Here is a 16484-nt window from a genome sequence, read left to right on the forward strand (position 1 = left end):
ACGTCGCCGCCCTCTTCGTCGATCGCCACGAGCACGTCGTCGCGTTCGGCGCGCAACTGGGCCGTCAGCGCGGTGACTTGCTCGGGGGTGGCGATCCAGACGGCCAGATACGTCTCCTGCATCACCTCGGCGACGATCTGCTCGTCACCGCAGCGCCGGCGCAGCCGCACCGCCAGCCACGGCGCGGTCCGCCGGTACAGCTCCTCGAACGCGGCACGGTCGCCCTTGGCCACCAGCCGGACGAGACGCTCCTCGTCCGGCTCGCCGGGTGCCTTCCTGACTGATCTCACACCGGCTAGACGCGGGGCGCGGTCCGCGGGTTTTCACTAAGAAGTGAGCCCCGTCACACAGTTGGCGTGGACGGGGCGGGAGCGGAGCGGGGGTTCAGCACACCGGGAAGCCGAACTCGTACCCCTGCTCCTTGAGTTGGGGCAGGACGCGGCGCAGGGCCTCGACGGTCTGGGAGCGGTCGCCGCCGGCGTCGTGGAAGAGCAGGGTCGGGCCGTTCGGCAGCTCGCGCTGCACGGTGGCGACGATGGCGTCCGTGCCCGGCTGCTCGAAGTCCTTGGTGTCGACGTTCCAGCCCAGCGGCCTCATACCGCGGGAGGCGGCGAGTTGGCGGCTGTAGGGGGTGAAGGCCCCGCCGGGCGCCCGGTAGTACATCGGCCGTACGCCCCCGGACGCCTCGGTGATCATGCGTTCCGCGTCGAGGATCTGCTGCGACTGGTAGGCCTGCGACTTCTTGTCCATCGTCGTGTCGTGCGACACCGAGTGGTCGCACAGGCGGTGCCCGGCGGCGACGACCTGCTTCACGAGGTCGGGGTGTGCCTGCGCCTGCGTGCCCACCATGCAGAACGTGGCCTTGACCCCGAACTCCTTGAGCACGTCCAGCACTTGAGGCGTCCACTCGGGGTCGGGGCCGTCGTCGATGGTGATGTTGACGCCCCGCGCGCCCTTGTCCGAGGCGTGCGCGATGGTCATGGCGACGCGCTCGACGTGACCGCCCGCCGCCGAAGGGGCCGACGCGGCGGCCTTCGGCGACGGGGCACCGGCCTGCGCGGTCCAGGTCGAGGCGCCGGCGGCGAGCAGCGCCACCCCGAGCGCCGCGCCGAACACCTTGCCGTACCACCCGTGCCCGCCGCCGTGCCGCGCCATGTCCGCCCCGCTCTCCCGCAGTTCCTCGCCGATTCCCTGGTCAGCCAACGACCAACTGGCAGGACGAGAAGCGGCGAGGATGGGATGCGTCCGTTACCGATCAAGGACAATTCCGGGGTGATTCACGGACGATCGCCAGGCGGTGAGCGGTGGATACCGGACGATCGTCAGACGGTGAAGCGGCGGAAACGGGACGATCGTCAGACGGTGAAGCGGTGGGTGCCGGAGCCGACCCGATAGACCGCGCAGCCCTCCTCCTGCCGCAGAAACGTCCCGTGCGTGTGGCCGACCGCCGCCGGACCGGACGCGGGCACCCACACCTCCGCGGTGGTGTTGGGCGGCACCACGCAGGTCAGGGTGAAGCGGCCGGCCTTCAGCCGCCACCGCGTGGAGACCGGTCCGTAGACCGAGGTGAACTCGGCGCGGGCGGAGGTGACGTCCTTGCCCGGGCGCGGGCGGACGACGATCTCGCGGTAGCCGGGCCCGCCCGCCGAGATGCCGGCGATGTTCGTGTACATCCATTCCCCCACCGAGCCGTAGGCGTAGTGGTTGAAGGAGTTCATGCCCGCGTCCTGGAAACTGCCGTCGGGCCGGATGGAGTCCCAGCGTTCCCACATCGTGGTCGAGCCCCGGTCGATCGGGTATCCCCAGCTGGGGAAGGTGCGTTGCAGCAGGAGACGGTAGGCGACGTCGGTGTGACCGGTGTCGGTCAGGACGGGCAGCAGCCGGGGAGTCCCGAGGAAGCCGGTCGACAGATGCCAGTCCTTGGCCTCGATCAGCGCCACCAGCCGGTCCGCCGCGGGCTTCCGCAGCGCGTCCGCCAGCAGGTCCATCGACAGCGCCAGGACGTACGCCGTCTGCGTATCGCCCTTGATACGGCCGTCGGCGGCGACATAGGCGCTCTGGAAGGCCGTCCGGATCCGCCCGAACAGACCGCGGTACAGGCCGGCGTCCGCGTCCTCGCCGAGTTCGACGGCCATCCGGGCGGCGAGGTCGGCGCTGTGCGCGAAGTACGCGGTGGCGACGACGTCCTTGGGCGTCTCGTCCTCGATGTTCAGCCAGTCGCCGTATCCCTGTGCCGGGCGCAGCAGTTGGGTGCTGTTCCGCTCCAGGTACGTCAGCCAGGCCTTGACCGACGGCCAGGCGTCCCGCAGGACCTGCCGGTCGCCGTACGCCTGGTAGAGGGCCCAGGGGACGGTGACCCCCGCGTCGCCCCAGCCCGCGGTCCCGTTGCCGAGCGAGCCGACCGCCGGCGCCACGTCCGTGAACGCGCCCTCCGCGGTCCGTGAATCCCGTAGATCTACAAGCCACTTGGACAGGAAGCGGGCGGACTCCATCGTGTAGGCGGCCGTGGGCGCGAAGACGTTGATGTCTCCCGTCCAGCCGAGCCGCTCGTCGCGGGCCGGCGTATCGGTGGGCACGGAGAGGAAGTTGCCGCGCTGCCCCCAAGTGATGTTGTGGTGCAGCTGGTTGAGCATCGGTACGTCGGTCTCGAAGTCGAGCGTGAAGGGCGCGGAGGTGTGCATGACCCGCCCGGTGACGGCCTTGGCGGTCGGCGTGCCGGGGAACCCGGTCACCTCCACATAGCGGAACCCGTGGAAGGTGAAGCGCGGTTCGTAGACCTCCTCCTTCCCGCCGCCCTTGAGGGTGTAGGTGTCGGTGGCCGCCGCGGTCCGCAGGTTCGCGGTGTAGACGGTGCCGTCTGGGTTGAGCACCTCGGCGTGTCTGAGCCGGACGGTCGCGCCCGCGGCGCCGGACACCCGCAGCCGCACCGAGCCGACCATGTTCTGTCCGAGGTCGAACACGTGGACGCCGGGCTTGGGTTGGGTGATCGCCTTCGCCGTCAGCTCCTGCTCGACGCGCACCGGACCGTCCACCTGCGCGACGACCAGACCGGGCCCGAAATCACCGACGCCACCCCTGCCCCGTACACCCAGCCAGCCGGTGTCGTCGAAGCCGGGCGCTGCCCAGCCGGGGGTCTCCTTGCGGGCGTCGTACGTCTCGCCGTTCAGCAGGTCGGCGGCGACGATCGGCCCGGCGGCGGCCCGCCAGTCGGCGCCCGAGGTGATGCGCTCGCTCGTCCCGTCCGCGTACTCCACCTCCAACTGCGCGAGCAGCGCCGGGACTTGGCCGTACTGACCGGGCCCGAACATGCCCACGTTGCCCGCGTACCAGCCGGGCGCCAGATACGCCCCGATCGCGTTGGCCCCGGGCCGCAGCAACTCGGTGACGTCGTACGCCTGGTACTGCACCCGCGTGCGGTAGTCCGTCCAGCCGGGAGCGAGTTCGTCGCGGCCCACCCGGCGGCCGTTGAGCTGGGCCTCGTACAGACCGAGCGCCGTGGCGTACAGACGCGCGCGTGCCACCTTCCGACGCGGCAGCCGGAATTCGTGCCGCAGCTGGGTCACGGCGTACGACACCGGGACGACCCGTCCCCACGGCCCACCGCCCCACGCGGCGGCCACCCTCGCCGCCGGCCAGCCCCCGTCGTCGAACCCCAACTCCCGCCATTCCACCGGGGGTTCCTGATCCGTGGACTTCCAGGAACCGTCCGTGAAGACCTTCTGCTCCCCGGCGGCGGTACGGACCACGAGGACCGCGACGAGCCCCGCCGGGCCTTCCGTCGCGTTGGTGGCGGCCACGGCGATAACGTTGTCGCCCGCCCGCACCCGGTCCAGTACGTCGATGACGGCCGGGCGCTTCCAGTCCTCGTTGTCCGTGTCGAGGTCGGTGTGCGCCACCTCGACCCCGTTGAGGGAGACGGCGTACACGTTGTCGGCGGTGAGGGCGAGCGTGGCCGACGTGATCCCGTCCGGGAGTCGGGCGGTACGCCGGAACCAACGGGTGGCCGCCGGCACGCTGCTCGTCGGGTCGCCCTCCGGGAACCAGATCCACGAACCGCCCTCGAAGGACGGCGCGTCGACCAGGGCGGCCGGCGCGGAGATCCACTCGGCGGTCCACTCGTCGCCCGTCATGAGACCGGTCTCCCACCACGAGGGCGCGCTCCAGCCGGAGACCCGCCCTTCGCCGTCCCACACGCGAACGGACCAGTGGTAGCGCGTCCTTGGCGCGAGTGCGGGACCTCCGTAGGACACGAGGACGGACTCGCCGGACGTGACCTTCCCGCTGTCCCAGACGTCCGGCCGTGACAGGCGCGACTCGGTGCTGGCGACGCGGACCTGATAGGCGCTCTGCCGCACGTCCACCCCGTCGGACACCAACGGCCAGCTCAGTCTGGGCCGTTGAGTGTCGAGGCCCAGCGGGTGCCGGACGTACTCCACGGTCGGGGCGGCGACGCGCAGCCCGTTGGCCGGCATGGCCATCGCCGGTAGGGCGTCGGTTGTCGCGGCCGCGACCGTGCCGATCGCTGTCGCGAGAATGCTCCTCCTGCTGATCACTACGACTCCTCACTCGCACGCACTGACGGAATGAATGAGCCGATGGTTGAATCGATTCATTCGTGAGAGGCGTGGGTAACGTAGAGCCGTGTGACGCGCGGGTCAATTGGTGTGCGGTTGTTTTTCTGGCGGGACCGATCGGATTGAACGGTTTCAATCCACAGGGGAGTTGGTGCCGAGGAGGTCGTGGGCCGCGATCCACAGGGTGTAGGGGTTGGCCAGTCCGGGATGCGCGGCCGTCATGCGGTCGATGAGCTCGGCCGGTGCGGAGCTGCGGCCCAGCGCCGTCTCGAAGTCGGCGAGGTAGCGGCGGCTCTCGTCGATCTGGCGGCGGGCGTCGTCGTCGGGGGCACCTGGATCCCGGTGGCCGGCGACGAGGGTGTCGGCCGCCAGTTCCGCGACGGCGTCCAGGGCCCGCGCCCAGTCGGCCCGGGAGTCCGGCGTCGATCCCATCAGCCACATGTGGGTGCGGTTGTAGACGACGTCACCGGCGACGACCAGGCTCAGGTCCGGGACATGGACGACGCTGGAGTGCACGGTGTCGGTGGTCCCGACCGGGATCACCGTGGCCGACGAACCGCCGATCGGGATCGTGCGGCCGGCGAGGGGCCCCGGCGGAACGGGCTTGGCGGTCAACTGCCCCGGGAAGAACCCGCTCCAGACCTCCATGAACCCCGCCGAGATCTGCTCCTCCATCGCGGCGACGGACTCGGCCAGGGCCACCGGCCTCGCCTGCGGGAACGCGGCCAGGATCTCCGGCAGTCCGAGCAGGTGGTCGGCGTGCGGATGGGTGATGTACACGTACTCGGGTTCGCGGTCGTGGGACTTGACCCACGCGGCCAGTTCCCGGCCCTCGCGCTCGGTGATGAGGCAGTCGATGAGGACGGCACCGTCGTCGTCGCCGATCAGCGTGGAGGTGGACGGCGGCCAGGTCGCCGGGCCCACGGCCTCCTCGAATCCCGGCACCGCGCTCGGGATCGGCTTGGGATCGACCACGAACACGTCGAAGTCAAGGCTCATTGTCTTCTCCGGTTCTCCGGTTGTTCGGTGCTCCGGTTGTTCGGTTGATGGGTTGATGGGTTGCTCGGTTGTCCGGTTCTTCAGGCATCTTCATCAGGCATCGCTGAGTCGGCAGGACCTCATGGTCACTCTGGGGGAGGGCGGCGGAGTATCCGCATGTTGACTGCACCGGGAGTTCGAGCGGGGAGCCCGAGCTGGGAGTCTGAGCCTGAGCCGCGAGGTGCGAGCCCGAGCCGGGAGCTCGAACCGCTGCCGGTTGCAGTCAGGTTGCTGATACCTCCCCGGGGCGCGTTGCCGGACGCTGGTGCTCATGGACCTGAACGCAGCCGCATCCGGGGGCGGCGCCCGCCTGCCGGCGGATCCGAGGAGTCCGAGGAGTACGCCATGCCCATGATCGACGTCTACGCCACCGCGGGCACCTTCGCGGACGGGCATCAGCTCGCCAAGGACCTCGCGGCCGCGCTGATGGCCATCGAGGAGGTCCCGGACATCCCGATGTTCCGCCGGAACACGGCGGCGTTCCTCCACGAGTTGCCGGCCGACGGTCTGTCGAACGTCGACGGCGCGTCCGACTACGTACGCGTGCAGGTGCTGACCAACGAGGGCGCTCTCGACCGCGACAAGCAACTCGCCGTGGTGAGCCGGTTCACCGGCATGGTCGCGGAGGCCACCGGCGACCCGACGCTCGCGGACCGCACGTGGGTGCTGCTGACCGAGGCCGTGCCCGGCGGGTGGGGGCTGGGCGGTCACGCGCACACCAATGACGAACTCGTGGCCGCGGCACGCAAGCAGATCGGGGAGTTGCGGGGGGCGGCTGGGGACGGGTGATGGAGGCGGAGGCTGACAGAGGCGACGGTGACGTAGACGGCGGGTGACGTAGGCGGCGGGTGAGGGAGGCGGCGGGTGACCTAGGCGGCGGTCACGCCCGTTCGTGGATCCAGGCCTCCGCCAGCGCGGTCCAGGTCGAGGCTTCGCCGGCGTTCCGGGCGAGGCCGAGGCTGTGCGGGCCGTGGGTGAACACATGCGTGGCGTGCGGGACTTGGGCGGCCGCGAGCGCGGTGGCGGGGCGGTAGGTGTGGTCGGCAGGGACGTACGGGTCCTCCGCGGTGTGCCAGAGGAAGAACGGCGGCGACCGGTGCGTGACCAGCGCGTCCAGCGAGGTCGAGCGGCGCGCCTCGGGGCCGGCGTCCTCGCCGAGGAGGATCAGGCGGGCCGGACGGTAGGTCTCGGTCTCCATCGAGGTGATGGCGTATCCGAGCACGGCGAAGTCCACCGCCTCCTCGGGCCCGGCGCCCGGCGCGAGGGCGGCAAGACCGGCCAGATGGCCTCCCGCGGAGAACCCGATGAGGCCGATGCGCCGAGCGCCGGCCGCCCGCCGGCGGCGGATCTCGGCGCGCAGCGCGTCGAGCGGCTCCGGGTGCCGGACGTGGAGCGGGTAGCGGAACACGCTCGCCGGTACGCCGATACCGCCGAGCCAGTCCACCACGGGCTCGGCCTCGTGCGCCGCGTGTGCGGCGTACCCGCCGCCGGGCAGCACGATCATGTGGGTGCGGGTCGTCGAGGGGCGCTGGTCACGAGGGTCGTCGGACGTGGAGGGGCGCTGGCCATGAGGGTCGTCGGACGTGGAGGGGCGCTGGCCATGAGGGTCGTTGGTTGTCGAGGGGCGTCGGTCTTGAGGATCGTCAGTCGTCGAGAGGCGCCGGTCACGGCGAGGGGTGTCGGTCATCGTGGGCCGTCGAGGAAGGCGTCGACGTCCGCGGCGAATTCCGCGTGGTGCTGGAACAGGAATCCGTGCGCCGAGTCGGGATAGATCTTCACGCGGGCCTGCGGGATCAGGCCCGCGAGCAGGTGGGAGTAGTGCGGCAGGATCATCGGGTCGCTGTCGCCGTTCGCGACGAACACGGGCATCCTCAGGGCGCCGAGCCGCTGGAGCTTGGCGTGATCGGGGATCCCCCATGTGCACACCGCGTCGTAGTGCGCTTCGCGGGTCGCCCAGTCGGTCGCCGCGTCCCGGTTCTCGGTGCGGGCGCCGTAGATCCGCTGCAGGGTCTCCCGGCCGGCCTGCACGCTCGCCCGGGATCCGGTGAAGAAGACGCTCAGGTATTCCGCGGGGCCGGTCTCGGGCCTGCCGACGGCGTCGATGACTTCGGGCGCCCAGCCGTGCATGCCGGCGGCACCCTGCGGCGCTGACGAGGCGAGGACCAGTTTCCGTACGAGCGCGGGCCTGGTCAGGGCGATCTGCTGCGCGACGAAGCTGCCGAGGGAGAACCCGAGGAGATCGACCTGGTCGAGTTCCAGGGCGGTGACGAAGGCGAGGGCGTCGTGCGCCATCCGCTCCACGGTGGGCGGAGTAGTCCCGGTGGAGCCGCCGACTCCGGCGTTGTCGAAGGCGATGACCCGTCGGGCCGGTGCCAGCGCGTCGATCAGCGCCGGATCCCAGTTGTCGAGGTTTCCGCGGAAGTGCTGGAGCAGGACCAGCGGGACACCGGCGCCGCCGTCCGCCGGGCCGGTGTCGCGGTACGCGTAGTCGATGCCGTTCGCGGCCTTGACCCGTTCGTCGGGCAGACCGGAGTACGAGGTGAGCGTCATGCTCCGAGCGAATCAGCCGGGGTACGGGGGCGGAATCCGCATGTTGACTGCTTACGGCTTCGGGGTTGCGGGCGGGGCGTGGGGCCTGGCGGGCGGATCATGGCGGGGGTGCGGGGTTTGGTACGCACGCAAAGGGCCTGGCACGCATTTACTGGCACGCACTTAGAGGCGGGGCCAGCGGTGTTGTTGTCGGTCGTCGAGTCGCTCGCGCCGGGCCGCGTTCGAGCGGGGGTTCCCTTCGCGTCGCCCGCCGCGGCCGGGGCACGGCGGCGGATCCGCATGTCGACTGCACACGGCTTCGGGCCTGTCCGGCGGATCGTGCCGGAGTCGCGGGCTTGCCACGCGCACCTGCGGCGTTGTCGTCGGTCGCCGACTCCCTCACGCCAGGCTGTGCTCGCGCGGGGACCCCCATGCCGTCGCCCGCCCCGGCAGCGGCTGACGTCGACGTCTCCTCCGCCTTGCAGCCGTACGCACCGGACCCCGCTCGACCCGGCGAAGGCGTGCCGCACCTCATGGTCGGTCATGGCCGGCCTGATCCGCCGGACAGGCACTGGCACTGGCACTGGCGCGACCGGATCACCCCCCCGGCTGTGTGCGGGCCTATATTTGGCCGAGTGAGGGTGGCGTTTCCGCGGTGACCGGCGAGGACACGGACGTGATCGGGCGGCGGGAGGAGCTCTCCCTGCTGCGGGATCTGATCGCCCCGCCCCACAAGGAAAGCCACGTTCTGCTGGTCCTGGGCGATTCGGGGCTGGGCAAGACCGTGCTGCTGGCCCGGGCCGAGCGCGAGGCCAAGGCGGCCGGGCTGCGAGTGCTGGCGACCGCGGGGCGGGAGTCGGAGCAGGACCTGGCGTTCGCCGGGCTGCACCAGTTGCTGCGCCCGGTCCTCGACCGCGTGGCCCTCCTGCCGGCCCGCCAGGCCGAGGCGCTGCGCGGCGCGTTCGGGCTGTCCGACGACCCCGCGCCGCCCGACGCCCTGCTCACCGGGATCGCCGTACTCACCCTGCTGTCCGAACTGTCCGACGAGCAGCCGCTGTTGGTGGTGGCCGACGACGCGCAGTGGCTGGACCGTGCCTCCCTCGACGCGCTCGCCTTCACCGCCCGGCGCCTGGAATCGGAGCAGTTGGTTCTGCTGGCCGGCGCCCGCGGGACCGTACCGCCCGCGGGTTTCGAACGGGATCTGCCGCAACTCCTGCTGCGACCGCTCACCAGGCCGGACGCGGGCCTGCTCCTGGACGCCCAACCGCGCCCGCCGCACGGCCGGTTGCGGGAACAGGTGCTGGCCCAGGCGCTCGGCAACCCGCTGGCGCTGATCGAGCTGGCCCGGGTGATCGCGGCGGATCCCGACGCGGGGCACAAGTGGACCGCCGAACCACTGCCCCTGACCGGGCGGTTGACCGCCCTGATGGCCGTCGAGTACGCCACCCTGCCCCCGGCGACCCGCTCCGCGCTGCTGCTCGCCGCGGCCGCCGACAGCCCGGACCTGACCTCGGCGGTACCGGGGTTCTCCGCCGACGCGCTCGCCCCGGCGGAGGCGGCGGGCCTGATCCGCCTCGACCCGCCGGGCCCGCGGTTCGCCCATCCGCTCACCAGGTCGGCCGTCTACCACGCCGCGCCCTTCGCCGAACGGGCCGCCGCGCACCGGCGGGTCGCCGAGGCGCTCCGCGACCGGCCCGACCGCCTCGCCTGGCACCTGGCCGCCGCCGGGGCGGCGCCGCCGCGGCGGCCCGCGCCCTCGAACGCGCCGCCGAACTCAGCCCCGGCGAACCGGACAAGGCCCGGCGACTGCTGGCCGCCGCCGAACTCGCCCTGTCCGCAGGCCAGGCCGCCTGGGTACGCGAACTCGCGGGCCAGGTACTGACGTTGACCTCCGACCCGGACCTGCGCATCGCCGCCCGGCTGGACATCGGCTGGTCACTGCTGTGGTCCAACCGCGACGCCGAGGCCTTCGACACCCTCCTGGCCGTCGCAGCCGAGGCCTCCCCGGGCCAACCGGCCCTCGCATGGCAGGCGGCCTGGATGGCCGCCACGGTCGCCCACCAGACGGGACTGCCCGAGGTCTGCGCGAGGGCACGCGCAGCCCTAGAACTGCTCGACGAACTCGACGTACTCGACGTCGGGGACGGCCCACCACCGTCGGCCTCGGCTGAAGGCGCACCCGCCGGCCCCGCCGAGGAGTACCGGATCTGGATCCGGGCCTGCACGGACCCGTTCGGTGAGAGAGCCGACCTCGTCCCCCGCCTGCGGCGCACGGCGGAAGGCCCCCTCTCGGACCCGGGTACGTTCGGCGCGGCGGCCTGGGTCCTCGACGAGACCGAACTGGCGGTCAGGGTGTTGCGCGAAGCCCTCGTCCGGCTGCGCGCCCCGGGCGTGCGCGGCGCCAGCGGAGGCGTGCTGTCGGCACTGGAATGGGCCTGCGTCGACAGCGGCCGCTGGGACGAGGCACTCGCCGCCGCCCGAGAGGCGGGGGACATCGCCGCCGCCTACAAGATGGAGACCGTGGCGGGTTCGGCCGACCTCACCACGGCCTTCGTGGCGGCCATGCGCGGCCAACTCGACGAGGTGGCACCGCTGTTGGCCCGCGTGCGCGCCGCCGTGGACACCTCCGCCTACCGCGGCTTCGCCGCCAGAATCCGGCAGACGGCAGGCCTCGCGGCACTGGCCGAGGCCAACTACACCACCGCGTACGCTCAGTTCGCCCACCTCTTCGCCCCCGACGGCACCCCCCTGCACCACCACTTCTCATACCTGGCCATCGCCGACCTCGCAGCCGCCGCGGTCCGCGCCGAACGACACGACGAAGCACGTACGTTGCTGGAGCACGCGCTCGCCCGCCTGGACCCGGCGCCCGGCCCACGCCTGGCTCAACTCACGGCCCGCGCCCGCGGATTGCTGGCCGAGCCCGACAGCGCGGAAGCCCACTTCGTCGCACCCCTGGCCGATCCCACCGGAGACACCTGGCCCTTCGAACGGGCCCAACTCCAGCTGGACTACGGCGAATGGCTGCGCCGCCGACGCCGGATCAACGACGCCAAGCCCCTCCTCATGACCGCCCTGGAAACCTTCCGCCGACTCTCCGCGACCCCATGGACCCGACGCGCGGAATCCGAACTACGGGCCTGCGGCGTGACGGTACGCGCCCCGCAGAACACCCCGGGCGCACTGGACGGCCTCACCGCCCAGCAACGCGAGATCGTCGTCCTGGCCGGCCACGGCCTGACCAACAGCGAGATCGCCGACCGCCTGTTCCTCTCCCCCCGCACAGTCGCCTCCCACCTCTACCGCTCCTACCCCAAACTCGGCATCACCGGCCGCCACCAACTCCGCGACGTCATCGACCACGGGCTCCGGCGCGGGACCTTGGAGTGAGCGGGGCGTTGATGGCCGTTGGCGATGGCCTCGATGCGGCGTCAGGCCCACGCGCCTCGGGCTCAGACCCACGCGCCCGACAGTCCTCGCGTCACCACCGCGCTGAGTGTGCGTATGCCGTGGGTCGAGGCCGGGTCGATGCCGGTGAGTTCGCCGACCCGGCGCAGGCGGTAGTCCAGGGTGCGCGGGTGCACGTTGAGGGCCGCTGCCGCCGCGCCGCGGTTCATGTCGTGCCGGTAGTAGGCGTCGAGCGTGGTCACGAGATCCGGCCCCGGCTGGAGTCGCCGGGCCACCGTGCGGAGCCAGGAGTCGACGAACGGCACGTCCGCGACCGCGAGTTCGACGAAGACTTCCGGCATGGTGTACGGCCGTAATCGGCGCGACGGTTTCCCCAGCGGGGCGGATCTGCTGATCCGGCGGGCCCTTTCGAGGGCGTCGGCGAGTTCGTCGGGCGGTGCGGTGGCGATGCCGGCGGCGCAGGGGAGGCCGAGTGCCTCGGCGAAGTCCCCGACGAGCTCCGCCACGGCTCCGGATGCGGCGGGCTGTCGTACCGCCTCGTCGGCGCACGGAACGACGGCGATCAGCTCACCGCCCCTCGTGCCGCGCTCCGGGTACCAGACGACCGGCACCCGGTGGGTCTTCACGAGCGCTTCGATCTCGACGTCCAGATCCTGGCCGCCCAGGGGGTGGTCCGGCACGCGGAGCACCAAGAGGGCGCAGAATTCGGGGAGTTCCAGGTCGAGGGCGGCGGCGAGGTCCGCGGCCAGGGGGTCGCCCGTCAGCAGTGACCCGACCAGCAGGGCGACCTGCTCGACGTACGGCAGTCGGCGGCTGAGCACCGTAACGAATCCCTGCCGGTAGGCGACGATGCCGCGGTCGCCCTGCGGGGCGAACCAGGTCATCACCCGCATGAGTTCCTCGACATCGCCGCCGCGCAGGCTCTCGGCCGCCTCATGGATGTCGCGCAGCATGAGCGTGGTGTGCAGTCGCAGCACCCGCTGGCGCGAATCCGAGGACATTCCGGCATTGGCCCGTACTTCGCCGATGGCCGCGATGTAGCCAAGGTCGTCGCCGGTCAGTTCACTGTTGTCAGGAGACAGTTCGATCGTGCGGCGCCGCAGCCACACCGAGTAATCCATCGTCTCGGCCTTGACGCGCGGGTTGGTTTCCCACGAACGGAACTCCGGAATCTCGTGCAGATATGCATCGACCTCGCGGCGGGCGTTGGTCGTCGCCTGCCGGGCCAGTTCGGCGAAGAGGTTCCCCATGACCGAGAAGCCTGCCAGCGCAGGTGAGAGGGGGGAAGACGAAAACCGGACGCGATTTATCACTTCGCGTGAATCGACGACTTTTGCGCCACCCCGGTATTTGTCACATTGCGCAAAGTTGCGCCGATCCTGTTGTGGAGCTGCGGTGCAGGCGACTAAATGGAAGTCGTCAATACGCCGGAATTCGCATTCGCAGAGAACGAGAGTCGAACGAGAGAGGAACGCTGATGAATGCAGGAATCAGGAAGAGACTCGCGGCGGCGGCCGCGGTCCTGTCCGTTTCCGCGGCACTGCTGGTGAGCACGCCCGGCACCGGTTCGGCCGCCACCACCGCCACACCCAGCCTGCGGGCCTACGGGATCACCGGCGACGGCACCCTGATGGCCACCTTCACCACCGACCGGCCCAACGTGCTCGACTGGGTCCGGGTCGTCACCGGCCTCAGCGGCGACACCAAACTGCTCGCCCTCGACTACCGGGTCCAGGACGGCCTGATGTACGGCCTCGGCGAAAAGGGCGGCATCTACACGATCAAGACCCCGCCGCAGACCGCCGACGTGGTGGTCACCAAGGTCTCCCAGCTCCAAGTCCCGCTGTACGGCACGAACTTCGGCTTCGACTTCAATCCGGCGGCCGACCGGCTCCGGGTGGTCAGCGACAACGGGCAGAACCTGCGGCACAACCTCAATGACCACACCACCGTCGAGGACACCACCCTGACCACCCCGCCCCTCACCGGCCCGGCCCGGGGCATCACCGCGTCCGGCTACACGAACAACGACCTGGTCGCCGCCACCGGGACGCTCCTGTTCGGCATCGACACCACGACGGACAACCTCGTCCTCCAGGCGCCCGCCAACAACGGCACCCTGACCACCGTCGGCTCCCTCGGCTTCGACGCCCAGCCCAACGCGGGCCTCGACGTCTTCAGTTACCTGACGAACGGCAAGACGACATCGGTCGCCGCGTTCGCCTCACTGACCCCGTACGGCGCGAGCACCCCGACGCTCTACAGCATCAACCTCTTCACCGGAGAACCGGCCCCGATAGCCCAGTTCCCGCTGAACATCACGGCCGTGGCGGTCACCCTCACGGGAAGCTGACCCGTTCCGACGCACGCCGCACGCCGCTTTCCCCGGCGGGGCGAACTCCCCGCCGGGGACTCACCGTTGGACCTCCACCGCTGGACCTCCACCCGGGACTCCACCCATGGGTCCAGGTGCGAAAAGCCTTGTCCCAGCAGGCTTGAGGGCATGACAACGACCGACTGGATCATCGACATCGCCCTCGTCCTCGTCGTCTTCCGGCAGCTGCGGGAAGACCGACTCGACCTCAAGACCTTCCTGATCCCGCTGGGCATCGTGGCCTTCGTGGCGCACAACTACCTCGACTCGATCCCCACCGCCGGCAACGACCTGGTGCTGGTCGGCACCCTGATGGGTATCGGCGCCGTCCTGGGCATCGCCGGCGGCGTCTACACCCGGATCCGCTCCGCCGGCGGCCACCTCCTGATCAAGGCGGGCGCGGTCTCGGCGATCCTGTGGGTGCTGGGCATGGGCGCCCGGATGGGCTTCCAGCTGTGGACCGAGCACGGCGGCGGCTCCGACGACGTCGCCCGCTTCAGCCTCGCCCACCACATCACCAGCGAGCAGGCCTGGGTCGCGGCGTTCGTCCTGATGGCGCTCACCGAGGTGGTCACCCGGGTGGCCACGATCTACGTACGCAGCCGGATGGTCGACCGCGCGCAGCCGGCCCCGGCCATGGCGGCAGCCCCCACCGCGTCCTTCTCCGGCCGCACGGCCTGACCACCATCGCGGGCCCGGTCCCCGAAGGACCGGGCCAGGGCGGCCGGCAAGCGGAGGCGAGGACCCCGCGATGACCGAACCGACCGAGATCCAGGGACCGTTGAGCGTGATCGTCACCAACGGCCGGGCGGCTGTGGCCGCCCGGCCGGTCGACGTCGTGCTGATGGACCTGCGGATGCCGCCGCGCATGATCGGCACCGCGGCGACCCGGGGCCCGGGGCCCGGCCGAGGCTGTCCGACCAAGAACTCCTGCCTTCGGCCCCGTTCCATTCACTTCGGCAGATCGGCGGAGAGGAAGGGGTCAAGGAGCGCGAACAACGCGTCGGGCCGGTCGAGGGGAATGATGTGGCCGCAGTCCTGGAGGTGGTGTCCGACCAGGTCATCGGCGAGGGGCCGGAGTTGGCGTTCGAGCCCGGGGCCGACGGGATGGGAGCCGACGGCCATGGTGGGCATCGTCAGCCGCCCCGTCGCGACGGCGTCCTGTATCTGCCGCGCGCTGGTGGGCAGGGCCCGGTAGTAGGAGAACGCGCAGCGCAGGGCCTCGCTCCCGGTGTACGCGTCGACGAAGGCCGTACGGATGTCGTCGGGTACTCCTCGCCCGAGCGTCCCCGAGTCGATGAAGAAGTCGATGTACGAGGCCTCGTTGCCGGCCAGGACGGTCTCGGCGAGACCGGGAACGGCGTGGAAGCCGAACCACCACGGGGCGCCGCCCGCGACGACGTGCTCTGCTCCGGGCAGGCGGCCCAGCAGTGCCTCCATCACGACCAGACGCCGGACGAGCCCGGGTCGGCGCAGCGCGAGCAGGACGGCGGGGGCGGTGCCCGCGTCGATGCCGACGACCGCAGCCGAGGGCTCGCCGAGTGCGTCGAGCAGCCCTTCGGCGTCGGCGGCGAGGGTGCCCGCGTCGTACCCCTCGACGGCTCGTGTACTGCCACCGAAGCCTCGCAGGTCCGGGGCGATGACCCGATACTGCCCGGCCAGCCGGCCCATGATGCCGCTCCAGAGCTGCCAGGTGTGCGGGAAGCCGTGCAGCAGGAGAACCGCGGGTCCGTCCCCGGCGATGGCGACGTTGAGCTGGACGCCGTTCGTCGCGATGCGGCGGAGTCGGAGTGCGGTGGTGGCGGGCATGACGACCTCCCTCAGAATGGTTACCATTGGTGACCACAAAACGATAGGTAACTACCCGACCGCTGCCCAGACGGCACTTTCAGGGAAGGTGGTGAGCCACAGGTGACCACCCAGGAAGCCCGGACCGCCGCTCGCGGGGTGCGCGGCGATCTGTTCGATCCCCTGTGCCCGACGCGGCAGTTGCTGGACCGCATCGGTACGAAGTGGACGTCCATGGCCGTCAAGACGCTCGCCGATGCCGCACCGGACGAGGTGCGCTTCGCGGAACTGAGACGCCGGATGCCCGGCGTCTCGCAGAAGATGCTGTCCGTGACGCTACGCAGCCTGACCCGAGACGGGCTGGTGTCACGCCGGGTCGAACCGACCGTACCGCCGCGGGTCTTCTACCGACTCACCGAACTCGGCCTGTCCCTGGAAGCCGCACTCGCGGGCCTGCGGACCTGGGCGGAGGAGCACATGCCCGAGATCGACCGCGCCAACGAGGCCGCGGACGAGGAGGCCGATGAGGGCTAGGCCCCACCGGGAAGCTGCTGCCGCCCGCCAGAACCGCAGAAAGCAAAAAGGCCCCGGTCGATGACCTGGGCCTTTCTCGTTAACTATGGAGCGGGTGACGAGAATCGAACTCGCACTCTCAGCTTGGGAAGCTGATGTTCTACCACTAAACTACACCCGCGTAAGACGCCGGTTGAGCCGGTGTCGAATGCCCGCTCACTCTACCTCATGCCTGGCCCCCGGCGCTGAAGCCGTGGGGC

Annotated in this window: 13 protein-coding genes, 1 tRNA gene and 1 pseudogene; 6 read left to right on the forward strand and 9 right to left on the reverse strand. The window is 70.9% G+C overall.

What is annotated here, in order from left to right; translation table 11 throughout:
• The 4 genes and pseudogenes from ACWDR3_RS42990 to ACWDR3_RS43005 all read right to left on the reverse strand — a co-directional run.
• Window positions 1–290: pseudogene (locus ACWDR3_RS42990) on the reverse strand (hypothetical protein); the annotation flags it as partial.
• A 94-nt stretch (window positions 291–384) separates the two neighbouring features.
• A complete protein-coding gene (locus ACWDR3_RS42995; protein ID WP_450358100.1) occupies window positions 385–1155 on the reverse strand; it encodes a polysaccharide deacetylase family protein in 771 nt (256 codons plus the stop codon).
• Window positions 1156–1355: 200 nt separating this feature from the next.
• Window positions 1356–4553 carry an alpha-L-rhamnosidase gene (locus tag ACWDR3_RS43000; protein WP_450358080.1) on the reverse strand — a complete coding sequence of 1066 codons (3198 nt, stop codon included), beginning with the start codon at window positions 4551–4553 and terminating at the stop codon, window positions 1356–1358.
• Between the two features lie 153 nt (window positions 4554–4706).
• A complete protein-coding gene (locus ACWDR3_RS43005; RefSeq protein ID WP_450358082.1) occupies window positions 4707–5573 on the reverse strand; it encodes an MBL fold metallo-hydrolase in 867 nt (288 codons plus the stop codon).
• 384 nt (window positions 5574–5957) lie between these two features.
• On the opposite strand from ACWDR3_RS43005, the gene ACWDR3_RS43010 reads away from it, so the two are divergent.
• On the forward strand, window positions 5958–6401 hold the full coding sequence (locus ACWDR3_RS43010; protein ID WP_450358083.1) for a tautomerase family protein: 444 nt from the start codon (window positions 5958–5960) through the stop codon (window positions 6399–6401).
• A gap of 91 nt (window positions 6402–6492) precedes the next feature.
• Here the strand turns inward: ACWDR3_RS43010 and ACWDR3_RS43015 are convergent, their stop codons facing one another.
• Entirely contained in the window at window positions 6493–7116 is a 624-nt protein-coding gene (locus ACWDR3_RS43015) for an alpha/beta hydrolase family protein (protein WP_450358085.1), read from the reverse strand.
• A 179-nt stretch (window positions 7117–7295) separates the two neighbouring features.
• On the reverse strand, window positions 7296–8162 hold the full coding sequence (locus tag ACWDR3_RS43020; RefSeq protein ID WP_450358086.1) for an alpha/beta fold hydrolase: 867 nt from the start codon (window positions 8160–8162) through the stop codon (window positions 7296–7298).
• A 634-nt stretch (window positions 8163–8796) separates the two neighbouring features.
• Between ACWDR3_RS43020 and ACWDR3_RS43025 the strand changes: the two genes are divergently transcribed.
• On the forward strand, window positions 8797–10023 hold the full coding sequence (locus ACWDR3_RS43025) for an AAA family ATPase (RefSeq protein WP_450358088.1): 1227 nt from the start codon (window positions 8797–8799) through the stop codon (window positions 10021–10023).
• 2 nt (window positions 10024–10025) lie between these two features.
• A complete protein-coding gene (locus tag ACWDR3_RS43030) occupies window positions 10026–11531 on the forward strand; it encodes a LuxR C-terminal-related transcriptional regulator (RefSeq protein ID WP_450358089.1) in 1506 nt (501 codons plus the stop codon).
• Window positions 11532–11593: 62 nt separating this feature from the next.
• Here the strand turns inward: ACWDR3_RS43030 and ACWDR3_RS43035 are convergent, their stop codons facing one another.
• Window positions 11594–12799, reverse strand: coding sequence for a PucR family transcriptional regulator (locus tag ACWDR3_RS43035; RefSeq protein WP_450358091.1), 1206 nt, complete (start codon window positions 12797–12799; stop codon window positions 11594–11596).
• 227 nt (window positions 12800–13026) lie between these two features.
• Between ACWDR3_RS43035 and ACWDR3_RS43040 the strand changes: the two genes are divergently transcribed.
• Together ACWDR3_RS43040 and ACWDR3_RS43045 are read left to right on the forward strand one after the other, a co-directional pair.
• Window positions 13027–13902 (forward strand): DUF4394 domain-containing protein, encoded by an 876-nt coding sequence (locus tag ACWDR3_RS43040; RefSeq protein ID WP_450358093.1) that lies wholly within the window; start codon window positions 13027–13029, stop codon window positions 13900–13902.
• Window positions 13903–14052: 150 nt separating this feature from the next.
• The gene (locus ACWDR3_RS43045) at window positions 14053–14604 is read left to right on the forward strand and encodes a hypothetical protein (RefSeq protein WP_450358094.1); all 552 of its coding nucleotides are present in this window, start codon (window positions 14053–14055) and stop codon (window positions 14602–14604) included.
• A gap of 270 nt (window positions 14605–14874) precedes the next feature.
• Here the strand turns inward: ACWDR3_RS43045 and ACWDR3_RS43050 are convergent, their stop codons facing one another.
• Window positions 14875–15732 (reverse strand): alpha/beta fold hydrolase, encoded by an 858-nt coding sequence (locus ACWDR3_RS43050; RefSeq protein ID WP_450358096.1) that lies wholly within the window; start codon window positions 15730–15732, stop codon window positions 14875–14877.
• Between the two features lie 102 nt (window positions 15733–15834).
• Between ACWDR3_RS43050 and ACWDR3_RS43055 the strand changes: the two genes are divergently transcribed.
• Complete coding sequence (locus ACWDR3_RS43055; protein WP_450358098.1) at window positions 15835–16245, forward strand: winged helix-turn-helix transcriptional regulator; 411 nt, start codon at window positions 15835–15837, stop codon at window positions 16243–16245.
• 86 nt (window positions 16246–16331) lie between these two features.
• On the opposite strand, the gene ACWDR3_RS43060 is transcribed toward ACWDR3_RS43055, so the two are convergent.
• A tRNA-Gly gene (locus ACWDR3_RS43060) sits at window positions 16332–16405 on the reverse strand.
• Between the last annotated feature and the right edge of the window lie 79 nt (window positions 16406–16484).

The sequence above is a fragment of the Streptomyces sp. NPDC001002 genome, assembly GCF_053599215.1.

Coding starts and splice junctions, on each gene's coding strand:
- ACWDR3_RS43020 (WP_450358086.1), bottom strand. CDS start 8,162: ATGACGCTCACCTCGTACTCCGGTCTGCCCGACGAACGGGTCAAGGCC.
- ACWDR3_RS43040 (WP_450358093.1), top strand. CDS start 13,027: ATGAATGCAGGAATCAGGAAGAGACTCGCGGCGGCGGCCGCGGTCCTG.
- ACWDR3_RS43035 (WP_450358091.1), bottom strand. CDS start 12,799: ATGGGGAACCTCTTCGCCGAACTGGCCCGGCAGGCGACGACCAACGCC.
- ACWDR3_RS43010 (WP_450358083.1), top strand. CDS start 5,958: ATGCCCATGATCGACGTCTACGCCACCGCGGGCACCTTCGCGGACGGG.
- ACWDR3_RS43045 (WP_450358094.1), top strand. CDS start 14,053: ATGACAACGACCGACTGGATCATCGACATCGCCCTCGTCCTCGTCGTC.
- ACWDR3_RS43050 (WP_450358096.1), bottom strand. CDS start 15,732: ATGCCCGCCACCACCGCACTCCGACTCCGCCGCATCGCGACGAACGGC.
- ACWDR3_RS43015 (WP_450358085.1), bottom strand. CDS start 7,116: ATGATCGTGCTGCCCGGCGGCGGGTACGCCGCACACGCGGCGCACGAG.
- ACWDR3_RS43005 (WP_450358082.1), bottom strand. CDS start 5,573: ATGAGCCTTGACTTCGACGTGTTCGTGGTCGATCCCAAGCCGATCCCG.
- ACWDR3_RS42995 (WP_450358100.1), bottom strand. CDS start 1,155: ATGGCGCGGCACGGCGGCGGGCACGGGTGGTACGGCAAGGTGTTCGGC.